Source organism: Cupriavidus sp. DF5525 (assembly GCF_040149425.2).
Taxonomy (GTDB): domain Bacteria; phylum Pseudomonadota; class Gammaproteobacteria; order Burkholderiales; family Burkholderiaceae; genus Cupriavidus; species Cupriavidus pickettii_A.
Genome location: NZ_CP168265.1, coordinates 3296625 through 3314496, shown reverse-complemented (window position 1 = coordinate 3314496; position 17872 = coordinate 3296625). Strand labels below are relative to the sequence as shown.

The 17872-nt window shown below is 67.7% G+C and carries 17 protein-coding genes; 13 read left to right on the top strand and 4 right to left on the bottom strand.

Annotated features, from left to right (window positions below; all coding sequences use genetic code 11):
• Positions 1-65 precede the first annotated feature (65 nt).
• From truA to ABNX08_RS15405, 11 genes are all read left to right on the top strand, one after another.
• Positions 66-884, top strand: coding sequence for a tRNA pseudouridine(38-40) synthase TruA (truA, locus tag ABNX08_RS15455; RefSeq protein WP_349604138.1), 819 nt, complete (start codon positions 66-68; stop codon positions 882-884).
• Positions 871-1602 (top strand): phosphoribosylanthranilate isomerase, encoded by a 732-nt coding sequence (locus ABNX08_RS15450; RefSeq protein WP_349604140.1) that lies wholly within the window; start codon positions 871-873, stop codon positions 1600-1602. The genes truA and ABNX08_RS15450 overlap by 14 nt, the downstream gene beginning before the upstream one ends.
• Positions 1603-1727: 125 nt before the next feature.
• Positions 1728-2921 (top strand): tryptophan synthase subunit beta, encoded by a 1194-nt coding sequence (gene trpB, locus ABNX08_RS15445; RefSeq protein ID WP_022535970.1) that lies wholly within the window; start codon positions 1728-1730, stop codon positions 2919-2921.
• Positions 2921-3832, top strand: a complete 912-nt coding sequence (locus ABNX08_RS15440; RefSeq protein ID WP_022535969.1) for a site-specific DNA-methyltransferase — start codon at positions 2921-2923, stop codon at positions 3830-3832. Before trpB ends, ABNX08_RS15440 begins: the two co-directional genes overlap by 1 nt.
• Before the next feature lies 1 nt (position 3833).
• Positions 3834-4631 carry a tryptophan synthase subunit alpha gene (gene trpA, locus ABNX08_RS15435; protein WP_022535968.1) on the top strand — a complete coding sequence of 266 codons (798 nt, stop codon included), beginning with the start codon at positions 3834-3836 and terminating at the stop codon, positions 4629-4631.
• A gap of 180 nt (positions 4632-4811) precedes the next feature.
• Positions 4812-5684 carry an acetyl-CoA carboxylase, carboxyltransferase subunit beta gene (gene accD / locus ABNX08_RS15430; protein WP_022535967.1) on the top strand — a complete coding sequence of 291 codons (873 nt, stop codon included), beginning with the start codon at positions 4812-4814 and terminating at the stop codon, positions 5682-5684.
• A gap of 161 nt (positions 5685-5845) precedes the next feature.
• Positions 5846-7156 carry a bifunctional tetrahydrofolate synthase/dihydrofolate synthase gene (gene folC, locus ABNX08_RS15425; RefSeq protein ID WP_022535966.1) on the top strand — a complete coding sequence of 437 codons (1311 nt, stop codon included), beginning with the start codon at positions 5846-5848 and terminating at the stop codon, positions 7154-7156.
• Between the two features lie 106 nt (positions 7157-7262).
• A complete protein-coding gene (locus ABNX08_RS15420; protein ID WP_349604142.1) occupies positions 7263-7970 on the top strand; it encodes an SPOR domain-containing protein in 708 nt (235 codons plus the stop codon).
• A 41-nt stretch (positions 7971-8011) separates the two neighbouring features.
• Entirely contained in the window at positions 8012-8509 is a 498-nt protein-coding gene (locus ABNX08_RS15415; RefSeq protein ID WP_022535964.1) for a CvpA family protein, read from the top strand.
• A gap of 104 nt (positions 8510-8613) precedes the next feature.
• The gene (gene purF / locus ABNX08_RS15410; RefSeq protein WP_022535963.1) at positions 8614-10146 is read left to right on the top strand and encodes an amidophosphoribosyltransferase; all 1533 of its coding nucleotides are present in this window, start codon (positions 8614-8616) and stop codon (positions 10144-10146) included.
• A gap of 323 nt (positions 10147-10469) precedes the next feature.
• Positions 10470-11675 (top strand): O-succinylhomoserine sulfhydrylase, encoded by a 1206-nt coding sequence (locus ABNX08_RS15405; RefSeq protein ID WP_349604145.1) that lies wholly within the window; start codon positions 10470-10472, stop codon positions 11673-11675.
• A 17-nt stretch (positions 11676-11692) separates the two neighbouring features.
• Here the strand turns inward: ABNX08_RS15405 and ABNX08_RS15400 are convergent, their stop codons facing one another.
• Complete coding sequence (locus tag ABNX08_RS15400; RefSeq protein ID WP_041681106.1) at positions 11693-11956, bottom strand: hypothetical protein; 264 nt, start codon at positions 11954-11956, stop codon at positions 11693-11695.
• A gap of 56 nt (positions 11957-12012) precedes the next feature.
• Between ABNX08_RS15400 and sugE the strand changes: the two genes are divergently transcribed.
• On the top strand, positions 12013-12333 hold the full coding sequence (gene sugE / locus ABNX08_RS15395) for a quaternary ammonium compound efflux SMR transporter SugE (RefSeq protein ID WP_349604146.1): 321 nt from the start codon (positions 12013-12015) through the stop codon (positions 12331-12333).
• A 16-nt stretch (positions 12334-12349) separates the two neighbouring features.
• On the opposite strand, the gene ABNX08_RS15390 is transcribed toward sugE, so the two are convergent.
• The 3 genes from ABNX08_RS15390 to rpsU form a co-directional block, all read right to left on the bottom strand.
• Positions 12350-13219: an ABC transporter permease gene (locus ABNX08_RS15390; protein WP_022535961.1), complete on the bottom strand. Its 870-nt coding sequence runs from the start codon at positions 13217-13219 to the stop codon at positions 12350-12352.
• 15 nt (positions 13220-13234) lie between these two features.
• Entirely contained in the window at positions 13235-14146 is a 912-nt protein-coding gene (nodI, locus tag ABNX08_RS15385; RefSeq protein WP_022535960.1) for a nodulation factor ABC transporter ATP-binding protein NodI, read from the bottom strand.
• Between the two features lie 190 nt (positions 14147-14336).
• On the bottom strand, positions 14337-14549 hold the full coding sequence (gene rpsU / locus ABNX08_RS15380; protein WP_010814647.1) for a 30S ribosomal protein S21: 213 nt from the start codon (positions 14547-14549) through the stop codon (positions 14337-14339).
• A 448-nt stretch (positions 14550-14997) separates the two neighbouring features.
• On the opposite strand from rpsU, the gene ABNX08_RS15375 reads away from it, so the two are divergent.
• On the top strand, positions 14998-17844 hold the full coding sequence (locus ABNX08_RS15375; RefSeq protein ID WP_349604148.1) for a DUF4118 domain-containing protein: 2847 nt from the start codon (positions 14998-15000) through the stop codon (positions 17842-17844).
• The last annotated feature ends 28 nt before the right edge of the window (positions 17845-17872 follow it).

Here is a 17872-nt window from a genome sequence, read left to right as displayed (position 1 = left end):
TTCTGGCGGGCCGTGCGCGAATTTCACCCGTGACCGCACCCCGCCGCCTTGCCTGACCCCCTGACATGAACCGCATCGCAATCGGCCTGCACTACGACGGCGCCGCCTTTTCCGGCTGGCAGTCGCAGCCGCACCGCAACACCGTGCAGGACCACCTGGAAGTCGCCATCGAGCGCTTTGCCGGCGTACGCCTGCTGACGACCGTGGCGGGGCGTACCGATACCGGCGTGCATGCGCTGGGCCAGGTCATCCACCTGGACACCGCGCTCGAGCGCGAGCCCTTCTCCTGGGTGCGCGGCGTCAACGCCTTCCTGCCGTCGTCGATCGCGCTGCAGTGGGCGCGCCCGGTCGACGAGGGCTTCCACGCCCGCTTCCTTGCGTTCGAGCGCATGTACTACTACGCGCTCTACACCGGCCCGCACCGCGTGCCGCTGGTGCACGGCCGCGCGGGCTACCAGATGCTGCCGCCGGGCCAGCGGCTCGATGTCGATGCCATGCGCGAGGCCGCCGCCTGCCTGGTCGGCGAGCACGATTTCTCGGCCTTCCGCGCTGCCGAATGCCAGGCCAAGTCGCCGGTCAAGACCATGTATGACGTCACCATCAAGGACGACGCCAACTGGGTGTTCCTGCGCTTTCGCGCCAGCGCCTTCCTGCACCATATGGTGCGCAACCTGATGGGCTGCCTGGTGGCGGTGGGACGCAAGCGCTACCCGCCGGAGTGGCTGGCGCAGGTGCTGGCCGGACGCGACCGCAAGCTGGCCGCGCCGACCTTCATGCCCGATGGCCTCTACCTGGTGGACGTCAAGTATCCTGATGCTTACCAGATCCCCGCGGCCGACACGGCCGCGAGCCTGTTCCATGGAGTCTTCGATGACGCAGCCTGAGGGCACTGCCGTGCACATGCAGCCGGCCCGCACCCGCATCAAGATCTGCGGTTTGACCCGCGAAGACGACGTGCGCGCCGCCGTGGATGCAGGCGCCGATGCGATCGGCCTGGTGTTCTACCCGAAGAGCCCGCGCTACGTCGACGTGGCCCGTGCCGCGGCGCTGGCAGAAGCCGCCGGCCCGTTCGTCGCGGTAACCGGCCTGTTCGTCAACGCCGACCTGGAAGACATCGCCCACGTGGCCGAGCGCGTGCCGCTGACGCTGCTGCAGCTGCATGGCGACGAGACCCCGCAGTTCTGCACCCAGGCCTCGCAGCGCTGCCGCCTGCCATTCCTGCGCGCCGCCCGTGTGCGCCAGGGGCTCGATTTGGTAGAATTCGCCGATCAATACCGTGATGCCGCTGCCTTGCTGCTCGATGCCTTCGTCGAAGGCTACGGCGGTGGCGGCCACGTCTTCGACTGGACCCTGATTCCTCCGGCATGGCTTCCGCCCACTCCTCCGGTAACTGCTCCGGCAACCGGCAACCCGAACGCAAGCGGCGCTCCTCGCATCGTTTTGAGTGGTGGGTTGAACGCGCAAAACGTCGCTGGCGCGATTGAACACGTGCGGCCTTACGCTGTGGATGTCAGCAGCGGGGTAGAGGCCGCCAAGGGCGTGAAGGACCACGCCCGCATCGCCGCGTTCGTGCGTGCTGTCCGCAGTGCCGAGGCAGGATGAATCGGGCCCGGGTCGTATCCCGCCTCCCGACCCCACTTCCTACCGCCTGTGCGGGCACCGCGCATCGCAGTCAACCAAGCGTCCTTGCCATATGAGGCAAGACCGCTGTTCCGAAGAGCCTAGACATGTACGACCTGCCCGATTCCCGTGGCCATTTCGGCCCCTATGGCGGCACCTTCGTTTCCGAGACGCTGGTCCACGCGCTGGATGAGCTGCGTGAAGCCTATGCGCACTACCAGAAGGACCCCGAGTTCGATGCCGAATTCCGCCGTGAGCTGAAGCATTTCGTCGGCCGCCCGTCGCCGATCTACCACGCGCAGCGCTGGAGCGAAACGCTCGGCGGCGCGCAGATCTACTTCAAGCGCGAAGACCTGAACCACACCGGCGCGCACAAGATCAACAACGTCATCGGCCAGGCGCTGCTGGCCAAGCGCATGGGCAAGCCGCGCGTGATCGCCGAGACCGGGGCAGGGCAGCATGGCGTGGCCACTGCCACCATCGCCGCGCGCTTCGGCATGGAGTGCGTGGTCTACATGGGCGCCGAGGACGTGCGCCGCCAGGCCGCCAACGTCTACCGCATGAAGCTGCTGGGCGCGACCGTGGTGCCGGTGGAAAGCGGCTCGCGCACGCTCAAGGACGCGCTCAACGAGGCCATGCGCGACTGGGTCACGAACGTCGAGACCACCTTCTACATCATCGGCACCGTGGCCGGTCCGCACCCGTACCCGATGATGGTGCGCGACTTCCAGTGCGTGATCGGCGAGGAGGCCAAGGTGCAGATGCCGGAGATGACGGGGCGCCAGCCGGATGCCGTGATCGCCTGCGTCGGCGGCGGCTCCAATGCGATGGGCATCTTCTACCCCTATATCGAGCACCAGGACGTGCAGCTGATCGGCGTCGAAGCCGCCGGCGACGGCCTGGACACCGGCCGCCACGCCGCCGCGCTGATCGGCGGCACGCCTGGTGTGCTGCACGGCAACCGCACCTACCTGCTGCAGGACGCCAACGGCCAGATCATCGAGACGCATTCGGTGTCGGCCGGCCTGGACTACCCCGGCGTCGGTCCCGAGCACGCCTGGCTCAAGGACAGCGGCCGTGCGCAGTACGTGCCGATCACAGATGAGGAAGCACTCAAGGCCTTCCACGACTGCTGTCGCATCGAGGGCATCATCCCGGCATTGGAATCCAGTCACGCCATCGCCTATGCCTGCAAGCTGGCGCCCACGCTGCCCAAGGACAAGCTGCTGCTGGTGAACCTGTCCGGCCGCGGCGACAAGGACATGCACACCGTGGCCGAACGCGCGGGGCTCAAGCTCTGATGCGCGCGCTGCCTCATACCGCCGGACTGGCCGTGGGCGGGGCGGATGCCCTGCCTGCGCATCCCGAAGCGCCGCCGCTGCAGCTGTTCCAGGAAGACATGTTCGAGGGCATTGCCCGACTGCCGGACGGCTCGGTCGACCTGATCGTCGCCGACCCGCCCTACGGGCTGGGCAAGGACTACGGCAACGACTCCGACCTGTTGTCGGGCCAGGCCTACCTGGACTGGTCCGAGCGCTGGATGGACGCGGTCGTGCCCAAGCTCGCGCCCAAGGGCACGCTCTACCTGTTCTGCACCTGGCAGTATTCGCCGGAGCTGTTCGTGATGCTCAAGCGGCGCCTGACGATGATCAACGAGATCATCTGGGACCGCCGCGTGCCCAGCATGGGCGGCACCACGCGCAAGTTCTCGTCGGTGCACGACAACATCGGCTTCTTCGCCCGCGCGCGCGACTACTACTTCGATCTCGACCCGGTCCGCATTCCCTACGACCCCGAGACCAAGAAGGCGCGCAGCCGCCCGCGTTTCGAGGGCAAGAAGTGGCTGGAGGTGGGCTACAACCCGAAGGACCTGTGGAGCATCTCGCGCATCCACCGCCAGGATCCGGAGCGTGCCAACCACCCGACGCAGAAGCCGCTGGAGATCGTCGAGCGCATGGTGCTGTCGAGCTGCCCGCCGGGCGGCCTGGTGCTGGACCCGTTCGCCGGCAGCGGCACCACCGCGGTGGCCTGCCTGCGCCACGGCCGGCGCTTTGTCGGCTACGAGATCAACCCGGAATACGTGCAGGTGGCGTGCGAACGCGTGTCAGCCGCCGCGCTAGCGATGCCGGCCATCGAGCCCGACGCCACCCCAACCCTGGCCGCCGCCAACGACGATGCCTCGCCGGCGTCGCGGCCTCACCTGATTCCCTGATATGTCCCGTATCCAGAAGACGTTCGCGGCGCTGGCCGCGCAGCAGAAGAAGGGCCTGATTCCGTTTATCACCGCCGGCGATCCCGAGCCCGGCCTGACCGTGGCGCTGATGCATGCGCTGGTGGCCGGCGGCGCCGACGTGATCGAGCTGGGTGTGCCGTTCTCCGACCCGATGGCCGACGGCCCGGTGATCCAGCGCGCCTCGGAGCGCGCGCTGGCGCAGGGCGTGTCGCTGAGGCAGGTGCTGCAATGGGTGCGCGAATTCCGCCAGACCAACGCCGACACCCCGGTGGTGCTGATGGGCTACGCCAACCCGATCGAGCGCATGGGCGAGCAGGCCTTTGCCGCGGCCGCGCGCGAGGCCGGCGTGGACGGCGTGCTGGTGGTCGACTATCCGCCCGAGGAGTGTGAATCGTTCGCCAGGCTGATGCGCGACAACGGCATGGATCCGATCTTCCTGCTGGCGCCGACTTCGACCGACGCGCGCATCGAAGCGGTGGCCCGCGTGGCCAGCGGCTATCTTTACTACGTGTCGCTCAGGGGCGTGACCGGCTCGGCCGCGATCGACCTGGACAGCGTGGCGGCGCGCCTGCCGCTGATCAAGCAGCACGCCAACCTGCCAGTCGGTGTAGGCTTCGGCATCCGCGACGCGCAGACTGCGCGCGCGATCGGCAGTGTGGCCGATGCCGTGGTGATTGGCAGCCGCCTGGTGCAGTTGCTGGAAGACACGCCGCGCGAGCAGGCGGTGGCAACGCTGCAGGCGTTTATCGCCGAGATCCGCCAGGCGCTGGACAGCTGAAGTGTTGTAATCCCGGCCCGAGGGCTGCTGAGAAGTGATTCGCCGTCCGCAATCGGCGTGTTCCGCTTAGAGGTCACCGGGCCGGCGTGGTAAATTCGCGGGTTGATTCCCTGCCATCTGCCGAGATGCGTCCCGTAAAGGGGTTTGCCGGCGGACTGCAGCTATCCGAAAGGAGCTTTCATGAGCTGGTTGGATAAACTCCTGCCTCCCAAGATTCAACAGACCGACCCCCGTACCCGCAAGGGCATCCCGGAGGGGTTGTGGGTCAAGTGCCCGTCGTGCGAGTCCACCCTGTACCGGACCGACGTCGAGGCCAACCTGCACGTCTGCCCGAAATGCGACCACCACATGCGCATCAACGCGCGTGCACGCCTGGACGCACTGCTGGACGCCGAAGGCCGCTATGAGATCGGCCAGGAGATCGTGCCGGTCGACGCCCTCAAGTTCAAGGACTCCAAGAAGTACCCGGACCGCATCAAGGCGGCCATGGACGAGACCGGCGAGACCGACGCCATGGTGGTGATGGGCGGTGCCATCCACACCATCCCGGTGGTGGTGAGCTGCTTCGAGTTCGAGTTCATGGGTGGTTCGATGGGCTCCGTGGTGGGCGAGCGCTTCGTGCGCGGCGCGCAGGCCGCGCTGGAGCAGAAGGTGCCGTTTATCTGCTTTACCGCCACCGGCGGCGCGCGCATGCAGGAAAGCCTGCTGTCGCTGCTGCAGATGGCCAAGACCACCGCCATGCTGAACCAGCTGAGCGCGGCCAAGCTGCCGTTCATCAGCGTGCTGACCGACCCGACCATGGGTGGCGTGTCGGCCAGCTTCGCCTTCCTGGGCGATGTGGTGATCGCCGAGCCCAAGGCGCTGATCGGCTTTGCCGGGCCGCGCGTGATCGAACAGACTGTGCGCGAGAAGCTGCCCGAAGGCTTCCAGCGCTCGGAGTTCCTGATTCAGAAGGGCGCCATCGACATGATCGTCGACCGCCGCAAGCTGCGTGCGGAACTGGCGCAGCTGCTGGCGCTGCTGCAGAAGCAGCCCGCCGACGCGGTGGCATAACGCCACCTGCATGGCAGCAAGGAGGGCGCGGGTGGTTGACGCGCCTTTCGCATTTCTTGGCCGCCTTGTTGGCCCGTTTTTCCTGTCGGCGCCGTACCTGCCCTTGACTTTGCGGGCCCCTGGCCGAATCTGGTAGCAATAGCTTTCCTCGCACCCCGTACATGCCTGTCTTCCACACGCTCCCCGAATGGCTCGCCCATCTCGAAACCGCCCATCCCGTGGGTATCGACATGGGCCTGACGCGCATCACGCGCGTGAAAGAGGCCCTCGGGCTGCGCATCGACGCGGTGGTGTTCACCGTGGGCGGCACCAACGGCAAGGGTTCCACCTGCGCGATGCTCGAACGCATCCTGCTGGAGGCCGGCTACAAGGTCGGCTGCCATACCTCGCCGCACCTGATCTCGTTCAATGAGCGCGCGCGCATCAACGGCGAAATGACCACCGATGCGCAGCTGCTGCCGCATTTCGAGGCGGTCGAGCGCGCGCGCAACAGCTTTGCCGATCCCATCAGCCTGACGTACTTCGAGTTCACCACGCTGGCGATCATCCACGCCTTCGCCGCGGCCGGGCTGGACGCGATCATCCTGGAAGTGGGACTGGGCGGGCGGCTTGATGCGGTCAATGTGATCGACACTGACTGCGCGATCATCACCAGCGTCGATATCGACCACACCCAGTACCTGGGCAATACCCGCGAGGAAATCGGCTTCGAGAAGGCCGGCATCTTCCGCCCGGGCGTGCCGGCGATCTGCGGCGATCCGATGCCGCCCAAGTCGCTGGTGGCGCACGCCGAGGCCATCGGCGCCGAGCTGTGGCTGATGGGCCGCGATTTCCATTTCCAGGCCGCCAAGGGCCAGGAGCGCCAGCAATGGGACTGGAGCGGCGGCGACCGCAAGCTCAACGGGCTGGGCTACCCGGCGCTGCGCGGCGCCAACCAGCTGTTGAATGCCGCCGCGGCGCTAGCGGCGCTGCAGGCCATGCGCCCGCGCCTGCCGGTGAGCGCACAGGAGGTGCGCAACGGACTCGCCTTCGTCGAACTGCCGGGACGCTTCCAGGTGCTGCCAGGACGGCCCGCGGTGATCCTCGACGTGGCGCACAATCCGCATGCGGCCGCAACGCTGGGGCAGAACCTGGAGAATATGGGCTTCTTCCGCTATACCTACGCGGTGTTCGGCGCGATGCAGGACAAGGATATCGCCGGGGTGCTGCAGCACGTGGCCGACAAGGTGGACCACTGGTGCCTGTGCGACCTGCCGACCGAGCGCGCCGCCAGCGCGGCCGACGTGCTGGCGAAGCTGGAGGCTGGCGGTTTCCGCCCCGGACCGGACGCCACCGCGGCCTGCTTTTCCAGCCCGGAGGCGGCATTCCGCGACGCCATCGAGCGAGCCACCGAGAATGATAGAATTCTGGTCTTCGGATCGTTCTATACCGTTGCCGGCGTGATGGCCTACCGGGCCACGCAGGCGAACTGAGGCGCCAGGCCATCCTGCGCTGAAGGACCAACCCCGGCGGTCATGGGCGCTCCCTGAGCGGCAAACGCAACGACCGGCCCCCATGGCCGTCGCACCGAACCAATTTATGGGCCTGCTTTCGCTGTTTTCTTCCCGCAAGGGCAACGACCCGGCACCAGAGCGTGCGCGGCGCCAGCGCACCGACCCGGGTGCAGGCATTGCCTCGTCGCGCCGCCTGGCCGAGGAATATGCCGACGATACGCTCGACCCTGAATTCCCGCATAAGCAGCGCGCACGCCGCCGCCTGATCGGCGCCGTGGTGCTGGTGGTGGCTGCCGTGATCGTGCTGCCCATCGTGTTCGAGACCAAGCCGCGGCCGGTGTCCGATGATGTCTCGGTAAAGGTAGCCAACGGCGTGTCGCAGAAGCCCCGCGTGGAGCCGCGCAAGGCCGATCCGCTGCCGCCCGCCCCGGCGGCGCGCAATGATGCCGCGGCGCTGGATGCCGGCGAGGAAATCGTCAGCGCGCCGCAGAAGCCCGCGGCCACTGCAGCCGCGGACAAGCCTGCACAGAAGGCCGAGGCCAAGGCGGAAGCCAGGCAGGGCAGCGGCAAGTACCTGATCCTGATCGGCGCCTTCTCCTCCGAAGAGCGGGCGAAGAACTGGCTGGCCAGGCTCAAGGCGAGCAAGGTGCCGGCTTACGTCGAAAAGAAAGTGCTGGCCGATGGCGAGCGCATCCTGCTGCGTGCCGGTCCCTTCAGCGACCGCGAAGCCGCCGACGCCGCCGACAAGCGCGTGCGCGCGGTGGGCCTGACCTCGCGGGTCGTGGAACAGTAAAGGGCCAGCGCGGCCGGTGCCTGGCGCGGCCGCAAGCAACGATGCAGCCGACTTTCTTCGATTACGCCGTGGTCTTCATCCTGCTCGCCTCCGCCATGCTGGGCGTGCTGCGCGGCCTGGTGCGCGAGGTGCTGTCGCTGATCGGCTGGGTGGTGGCGTTCTGGGTGGCGTTCCGTTACGGCGCGGTTGCCGCGGGCTGGATGCCCGAGTCGCTGCCCGGCGGCGAACTGGCCCGCCATGCGCTGGCCTTCGTGGTGCTGCTGATCGGCACCGTGCTCGGGGCCTCGCTGGCCGGCATGGTGGTCGGCCAGCTGCTGGAGAGCACCGGGCTCAAGCCGGCCGACCGCGGGCTCGGGCTGGTATTTGGATTGATGCGCGGCGCGCTGCTGGTGATGGTGATGGTCACGCTGGCCAGCCTCACCAAGCTGCCGGAAGAACCGTTCTGGCGCGACGCGGTAAGCCGCCCTTATGTGATGCAGGCCATGGATTCCGTCAAGCCATGGCTGCCGCCGGAGCTGGCGAAGTACGTCAAGACATGAAGCCGGGCATGGTGCCCGGTCGGTAGTACGCAGGCCTTTGGGTCCGGGGGATTTCCGGACCAGGCTGCGCCCCCTGATTCAAAGCCTTTCCTGGGAGCTTGGCAATGTGCGGTATCGTCGGTGTGGTTTCAGCCACGCCTGTCAACCAATTGATTTACGACAGCCTGCTGTTGTTGCAGCATCGCGGACAAGATGCTGCCGGCATCGCCACCGCCAACGGCAGTACCTTCCACATGCACAAGGCCAACGGCCTGGTGCGCGATGTCTTCCGTACCCGCAATATGCGCGGCCTGCCGGGTGCCGCCGGCATCGGCCAGGTGCGCTACCCGACCGCCGGCTCGGCGTCGAGCGAGGAAGAAGCGCAGCCGTTCTACGTCAACGCGCCGTACGGCGTGATCCTGGCGCATAACGGCAACCTGACCAACTGGCAGCAACTGCGCGAAGAGATGTTCCGCCGCGACCGTCGCCACATCAACACGCACTCCGATACCGAAGTGCTGCTGAACGTGCTGGCCGACGAACTGCAGCGTGCCAGCAGCGGCATGGCGCTGGACCCGGACACCATCTTCACGGCAGTGAGCGGCCTGCACCGCCGCGTGCGCGGCTCGTATGCGATCGCCGCGCAGATCGCCGGCTATGGCATGCTGGCCGTGCGCGACCCGTTCGGCATCCGCCCGCTGTGCCTGGGCAGCATCGAGACCCCGACCGGCAAGGAATGGATGGTGGCGTCGGAGTCGGTGGCGCTGGAAGGCATCGGCTACAGGCTCGAGCGCGACGTGGCGCCGGGCGAGGCGATCTTCATCGACCTGGACGGCAAGCTCTACAGCAAGCAGTGCGCCGACAATCCGGTGCTGACGTCGTGCATTTTCGAGTATGTCTACCTGGCCCGTCCGGATTCGTGCATCGACGGCGTGCCGGTGTACGACGCGCGCCTGCGCATGGGCGACTACCTGGCCGAGAAGATCCGCGAGGAAGTGTCGGCCGGCGACATCGACGTGGTGATGCCGATCCCCGATTCCAGCCGCCCGGCTGCGATGCAGGTGGCAAACCGCCTGGGCGTGAACTACCGCGAAGGCTTCTTCAAGAACCGCTACGTCGGCCGCACCTTCATCATGCCCGGCCAGGCTGTGCGCAAGAAGTCGGTGCGCCAGAAGCTCAACGCCATGGGCGTCGAGTTCAAGGGCAAGAACGTGCTGATCGTCGACGACTCGATCGTGCGCGGCACGACCTCGTTCGAGATCGTGCAGATGGCGCGCGACGCCGGCGCCAACAAGGTGATCTTCGCCTCGGCCGCGCCGCCGGTGAAGTTTCCCAACGTGTACGGCATCGACATGCCGACCCGCAGCGAACTGGTGGCGCATGGCCGCACGCACGAGGAGATCGCGAAGATCATCGGCGCGGACAAGCTGGTGTACCAGGACGTGGAAGCGATGAAGCAGGCGGTGCGCGACATCAATCCGGCGCTGCGGGACTTCGACGCGTCGTGCTTCGATGGCCGCTATATCACCGGCGATATCGACGAGGCCTACCTGGACCGCCTGGAAACGGCGCGCAGCCTGGCCGACCGCGAAGGCACCAACGGCGACGGTGGCGAGCGCTCGCAACTGCACCTGCAGCGCTCCGGCGGCAACGAGTAAGCCGCGCCGCCGCTGTCCGCGCGTTGACGAATGCGGAGCCCGGCCGTAACATGGCCGGGCGTCGATTTGATAGTCAGCTTGCGGACGCGGGTCCAGCCCGAAACAGCTAAAGAGATGGCGGTCAGCAATGTTTGCCGATGCGCGCAGCCCTCAGGGTGCATGCGCAATGGGCCGACCACCCGCCACAGCCTGCCGAAGGCCTCCGCAGAACAGCAAGCCCGTCGATCCGACTACCCGATCGCGCGGGCTTTTTTCATGGCCGGCCGCCACGCGGTTGCTGGTCGAAACCATTGCACTCGCGCGGGTACGACCGCGCCACCAGCATGAACGAACCGCTCAATCCCGAATCGCTCGGCATCGATACTCTCGGCGTGCGCGCCGGCACGCTGCGCAGCGAATTCATGGAGCATTCCGAGGCCATGTACCTGACCTCGAGCTTCTGCTTCAACAGCGCCGCCGAGGCCGCCGAACGCTTCGCCAACTCGGAAGAGGGCTTCACCTACTCGCGCTTCACCAACCCGACTGTGTCGATGTTCCAGTCGCGGCTGGCCGCGCTGGAAGGCGCGCAGGCCTGCATGGCCACGGCCTCGGGCATGAGCGCGATCCTGTCGGTGGTGCTGTCGTCGATGCAGGCGGGCGACCACCTGGTCAGCTCGCGCGCGATCTTCGGCTCAACCATGACGCTGTTCGGCAATATCTTCTCGAAGTTCGGCGTCGAGACCACCTTCGTCGATCCGAGTGACCTGAACGCATGGCGCGCCGCGGTGCGTCCGAACACGAAGCTGTTCTTCCTGGAAACGCCGTCGAACCCGCTGACCGAAGTCGCCGACATCGCCGCCGTGGCCGATATCGCCCACGACGCGAACGCGCTGTTGGTGGTCGACAACTGCTTCTGTTCGCCGGCGCTGCAGCAGCCGATGAAATTCGGCGCCGACATCGTGGTGCATTCGGCCACCAAGCATATCGACGGCCAGGGCCGCGTGCTGGGCGGCGCGGTGCTGGGCTCGCACGACTTCATCATGGGCAAGGTGTTCCCGTTCGTGCGCACCGCGGGCCCGACGCTGTCGGCGTTCAACGCCTGGGTGCTGCTCAAGGGCCTGGAGACGCTGGCGATCCGCATGGAGCGCCATTCGGCCAGCGCGCTGGCGCTGGCGCAGTTCCTGGAATCGCATCCGGCAGTGGCGCGGGTGTTTCACCCGGCGCTGAAGTCGCACCCGCAGCACGAGATCGCCATGCGCCAGCAAAGCGGCGGCGGCGCGATCGTGTCGTTCGAGCTCAAGGGCGCCACGCCCGAGCAGCAGCGTGCCAATGCCTGGCGCGTGATCGACAGCACCCGCGTGTGCTCGATCACCGGCAACCTGGGCGACACCCGCACCACCATCACGCACCCGTACACCACCACGCATGCGCGCGTGAGCCCGGAGGCCAAGGCGGCCGCGGGCGTGGGTGAAGGGCTGATCCGGCTGGCGGTGGGCCTGGAGTCGGTAGAGGACCTGAAGGCCGATCTGCTGCGCGGCCTGGGCGAGTGAGGGGGCGCTGACTTCCCTTATTGCGAGGGCTGCGCGGGCTCCGCGGGCTGCGAGGCCTGCGCGGGCTGGGGCGGCGGCGGGTCGTCGCCGCCGGCCACGGCTTTCACACCCGCTGCGGTCACGTCATAAGTGGTCGAGGCGACGCTGACCGCGGCGGAGCCCACGGTGGCTACCGTCGATACCGCGGCGCTGCCGACGGCCATGGTGGCGCCGACCACCATGCATCCGGACAGCATGGCAGTTGCCAACGCGGTTCCCAGCGCCAGGGCGATGCGCTGCAAGGTGGCGGGTTCTCCGCTATCGTTGCGCACGGAACGACGCAACGGGAAATTTCGATATGGCATGGACACTACTGGCCCTCGCGGGGCTGTTCGAGGTGGTGTGGGCCATCGGGCTCAAGTACGCCGACGGATTCACGCGGCTGGTGCCGAGCGTCATCACGCTCGCCGGCATGGCGATCAGCGTGGTACTGCTGGCGTTGGCATTGCGTCACATTCCGGTGGGCACCGGCTATGCGGTCTGGACCGGCATCGGTGCGGTCGGCACCGCGATCCTCGGCATCATACTCTTCAACGAGCCGGCCACTGCCGCGCGGCTCGGCTGCATCGGCCTGATCGTGTGCGGGATTGCCGGGCTCAAGCTGGTGGGCAGCGCCTGAGGCCGGCGGTTTTCATTCAGCGCAACAGGCGCCTGCGCAGCAGGATCAGCGAGGCGACCAGTGCCACCACCGCATAGGCGGCCAGCACGCCGACATGCAGGCCGACGTCGTCGAGCGGGCGGCCCAGCATCAGCGGCCGGATCAGCGCCACCGCATGCGACAGCGGCAGCATCTTGGTTGCCGCCTGCACACCTTCGGGCAGCTGCTCCAGCGGGAAGAACACGCCCGACAGCAGCAGCATCGGCGTCATCACCAGTGTCTGGTAGAACATGAAGAAGTCGTAGCTCGGCGCCAGCGCGGTGACGATCATCGCCAGCGCGGCAAAGGCGATGCCGGCCAGCACGATCACCGGCAGCGCCAGCAGCGCGCCCGGCATCTGCGCATAGCCGAGCGCGCCTGCCACCAGCATGATCGCCAGCCCGGACAGCACCGCCTTGCTGGCGGCCCAGAAAATCTCGCCCAGCACCACGTCGCCCAGCGTCAGCGGCGCGTGCATGATCGCCTCCCAGGTACGCTGCACGTGCATGCGCGAGAAGGCCGAGTACATCGACTCGAAGCTGGCCGACATCATCACGCTCGATGCGGTGGTGCCCGCGGCGAGGAAGGCGATATACGACACGCCGCTGACCTCGCCCACCATCAGCCCCAGCCCGAAGCCGAGGCCGAACAGGTAGATCATCGGGTCGGCCAGGTTGCCGATCATCGACGGGATGGCCAGCTTCTTCCACACCATGTAGTTGCGGTACCAGACCATCATCCAGTTGCGCAGGTTGCGCGGCAGCAGCGGCTGCGGATAGGTCTGGCGCACGCCTGTGGCCGCGGTGCCGCGTGCGGTCACGGGAGGGGCGCTATCGGAGGTATCCGCGCGGGGATCCTGTTCGCTCATGTCAGTGCCTTGGGTTCAGTCCCGCATCTCGCGGCCGGTCAGCTTGAGGAACACGTCCTCCAGGTTGGCCGGGCGGTGCAGGTAGCGCACGCCGCTCCTGCCGTGCAGCGCCGCCAGCAGCGGGGCGGGCTCGCGCACGTAGCAGAACAGCGTCTCGCCGCTCATTTCGGTGCGCTGCGCCAGCGGCGTCAGGCTGCCGCGCAGCGTGTCCAGTTCATCGCCATAGACTTCCACCACATCGCAGCCGATCTGGCTGTCGATCAGTTCGTGGGGCTTGCCTTCGGCAATCTTGCGGCCGCCGTCGATCACGCACAGGTAGTTGCACAGCCGTTCGGCCTCTTCCATGAAGTGCGTGGTCAGCAGGATGGTCTTGCCGCTGGCCATCAGCGACTTGAGCCGCTCCCAGATCAGGTGGCGCGCCTGCGGGTCCAGGCCGGTGGTGGGCTCGTCCATCACCAGCAGGTCGGGATCGTTGATCAGCGCGCGCGCCACGGTCAGGCGCCGGCGCATGCCGCCGGAGAGGTCGCGCACCTGGGCATCGGCACGGTTCTCCAGCCGGGCGAATTCCAGCAGCATCGGCACGCGCCGCTCGATCTCGGCCGACGACAGCCCGAAGTAGCGCCCGAAGATGCGCAGGTTCTCGATCACCGAGAAGTCCGGGTCGAGGTTGTCGAACTGCGGCACCACACCCACGCGCATGCGCGCCTGCGGCGCGCGCTCGGGGATGGGTTCGCCGCACAGCGTCAGCGTGCCGGCCATGGGCGTGGTCAGGCCCAGCAGCAGGCGCAGCGTGGTGGTCTTGCCGGCGCCGTTGGGGCCGAGCAGGCCGAAGCACTGGCCGCGAAACACCTGGAGATCGAGGTCGTCGACCACGACCGTGTCGCCGTATTGCTTGCGCACCTTGCGCAACTCGAGGATGGCAGTCAAGGCAGGGTCCCATCAGGGTCAAACAAGGCGCCACGAAGGCGCAATATCCGCCATTATGCCGGTCATCGGCGCAACGCTCAGGTGGCGCAGTGCAGCAAAAGCCGCGAAGGCAGGGGGAGGGGCACGCCCTGCGCGCGGGCATAAAAAAACCGCCAGCGAACTGGCGGTTTTTTTGCGAAGCTTGCCCGAATCAGTACATCTTCTTCGGCAGCATCTGCATGCGCAGGCGCTTGCGCAGGCGCGCTTCGGCGGCCTTCTTCTTGCGCTTGCGCTCGGTCGTCGGCTTCTCGTAAGCGGTACGGCTCTTGAGTTCAACGATCAGGCCAGTCTGCAGAATGGCGCGACGGAAGCGGCGCATTGCAACTTCAACGGGCTCACCGGGTTTCAAGACGATCTTAGTCAATTCAGTCCTTTAGGGGGTTGCCGCGGTAGCGGCTGGTTCACACGGGGGGAAACTGCGGTCGCCGGAGCGACTGGTATTGCACGCTGGGCTAGGCCCGGGTGCGCCCCCGCGAACCTGAAAGATGTGGACGTTTCAGTCCGTGCAGCCAGTGTCAGGGGTGATAGCGCCAGGTCCAAATACAACTGGAGCCTGACAGTACCGGTTTCCATGAATGCTATACGCCCGTAACTATGGCATGTATACGACGGCACTGTCAAGAATGCTGTGCAATGCGCAACTGCGGCTGGAGCGCGGTCGGGGCAAATAGTCGCCTTCAGGCCACATCGCTCGTATTCCCAAACGCCATACTGCCAGCGTGCCACGGCCAGCGTGACCAGTGTGCGGCGCCCGCCGCCTGCGTGGCACAATCTGGCTGCGCCCCTGCCGCCGCCAAGTAAGGGCGCTCACCATGCCTGAGCCGCGCCAATCCGATCACCGCCCCGACCCCGACCACCTGCTGCAGCGCATGCAGGCCGCCGGCGAGCGCGCCGCGCGCGGCAGGTTGCGCATTTACTTCGGCGCCTCGGCCGGGGTGGGCAAGACCTTCGCCATGCTGGCGGCGGCGCGCGCCCAGCGCGAGCAGGGCACCGACGTGGTGGTCGGCGTGGTTGAATGCCATGGCCGCGCCGAGACCGAGGCGCTGGCCGAAGGCATCGAGCGCGTGCCGCCGCGCAGCATCGCTTACCGCGGCCGCACGCTGCAGGAATTCGATCTCGACGCGGCACTCGCACGGCATCCCGCGCTGATCCTGGTGGATGAGCTGGCGCATAGCAACGCGCCCGGCCGCCGCCACCCCAAGCGCTGGCAGGACATCGGCGAGCTGCTGTCGGCCGGCATCGACGTCTGGACCACGATCAACGTCCAGCACCTCGACAGCCTCAACGAGGCGGTGGCCGGCATCACCGGCATCCGCGTGCGCGAGACTGTTCCGGATGCGGTCTTCGACGATGCCGACGAAGTGGTGCTGGTCGACCTCCCGGCCGACGAACTGCTGCGCCGGCTGCGCGAAGGGCGCGTGTACGTGCCCGAGCAGGCGCGCCACGCGGTGCACAACTTCTTCCGCAAAGGCAACCTGATCGCATTGCGCGAACTGGCGCTGCGCCGCACCGCCGACCGTGTCGACGACGACGTGCGCGCCTATCGGCAGGAAGCCTCGATCGAACCGGTCTGGCGCACGCGCGAAGCGGTGCTGGCCTGCATCGGCCATGGCAGCGATGCCGCGCAGGTGGTGCGCAGCGCGCGCCGGCTGGCGGGGCAGCTCGATTGCGATTGCCATGTGGTGACGGTGGCGGTGCCGCGGCTCGCGCCGGTGCCCGATGCGCAGCGCGAAGGGCTCGACGAGGCGATGCGGCTGGCCGAGGCACTGGGCGCGCGCACCGAGACGCTGGCCGGCAGCGATATGGTGGCCGCGGTGGCCGGCTATGTGCGACGGCACAACCTCACTAAAGTGGTGATCGGCCGCACGCCGGCGCGCTGGGCTGCCGACGATACCTCGGTGCTCGGACGCGGACGCACCCTGCTGGCGCGCGCGCTGGCGCCGTGGCTGGGCGCACGCGCCTGGCTGTTCGGGCGGACCAGCTCTGCCGATGCGCTCGCCAGCGCGTGTCCCGAAATCGATGTGATCCGCGTAGCGGCGGACAGCCGCCACCATGACGTGCCTGTCGAAGCGCGCGCGTTGCCGGGCGCCGAGCCGCCGCAGGACGAAGCCCGGCCCTCGCACCTGGCCGGCCTGCTGTGGGCCGTGGTCTGGTGTGCCGGCGCCACCGCGCTGTCGGCGCTGGCGCGGCCCTGGTTCGACCTGGTCAATATCGCCATGCTGTTCCTGCTGGCGGTGGCGGGCGTGGCGCTGCGGCACGGCCGCGCCGCCGGGGCGTTCGCATCGGTGCTGGCAGTCGGGTCCTTCGATTTCTTCTTCGTGCCGCCGAAGCTGTCGTTTGCCGTCAGCGACGTGCAGTACCTGGTGACCTTCCTGGTGATGCTGTCGGTCGGACTGGTGATCGGCCAGTTGACGGCCGGCCTGCGCGAGCAGGCCCAGGTCGCGGTGCAGCGCGAGACCGACGCGCGCACGCTGTACGAGCTGGCGCGCGAGCTGTCGGCGGCGCTGACCGACACGCAGATCGTCGCTATCGCCAGCCGCTTCCTGCGCGCGGCATTCGATGCGCGTGCGGCCTTCTTCCTGGTCGGCGCGGACGGCCGGCTGGGGCCGGGGGTCGTCGGTACCGAGGCGGCCGGCGCGGGGCAGAGCGATGCGATCGACCACGTGCTGGCGCAATGGGTGTTCGATCACGGCCAGCCCGCCGGCACCGGCACCGACACGCTACCCTCCGGCACGGTGCTGTACCTGCCGCTGAAGGCGCCGATGCAGGTGCGCGGCGTGCTGGCGGTGGAGCCGCACACCTGGCGCGCGTTTGCCGAGCCCACGCTGCGCCGGCAGGTCGACGTCTTCGCCACGCTGATCGCGATTGGGATCGAGCGGCTGCACTATGTCGAGGTCGCGCAGCAGGCGCTGCTGACGATGGAATCCGAGCGCCTGCGCAGCTCGCTGCTGGCCGCCGTCTCGCATGACCTGCGCACGCCGCTGACCAGCCTGATCGGCATGGCCGAGACCCTGCAGCGCGGCACGCCGCCGCTGTCAGCTGACATAGCGGATACCGTGGCCGCCATGCGCGACCAGGCGCGGCGCATGCATGCGATGGTCGCCAACCTGCTCGATATGGCGCGGCTGCAGGGCCGCAATGTGGCGCTGCGCAAGGAATGGCAATCGTTCGAGGAGCTGGCCGGCGCCGCGCTGGCGTCCTTGCACGATGCGCTCGCGCGCCACCGTGTGGTGGTCGCGGACCTGTCCGCACTGCCGTTGGTGGAATGCGACGGCGTGCTGATGGAACGCGTGCTGTGCAACCTGCTGGAGAATGCGGCCAAGTACACCGCGCCGGGCACCGAGATCCGCGTGCGCGGCGATGTCTCCGACGACACCGTGCACTTGGTGGTCGAGGACGAAGGCCCCGGCGTGCCGGCCGGCATGGCGCGGCAGGTGTTCGAGAAATTCACGCGCGGCGAGCGCGAATCCGCCACCGCCGGCGTTGGCCTGGGGCTGGCCGTGTGCGAGGCCATCGTGCACGCGCACGGCGGCAGCATCCGGGTCGAGCCGGTGCATCCGCAGGCGGAGAGCGGCAGCCCGGGCGCCCGTTTCGTGGTGACCCTGCCGCGCGGCAATCCCCCGGTGCTGGAGCCGGAACCCGCCGGCATGCCGGCCTGACCTCACAACCCTTCAAGGACCCGACAAG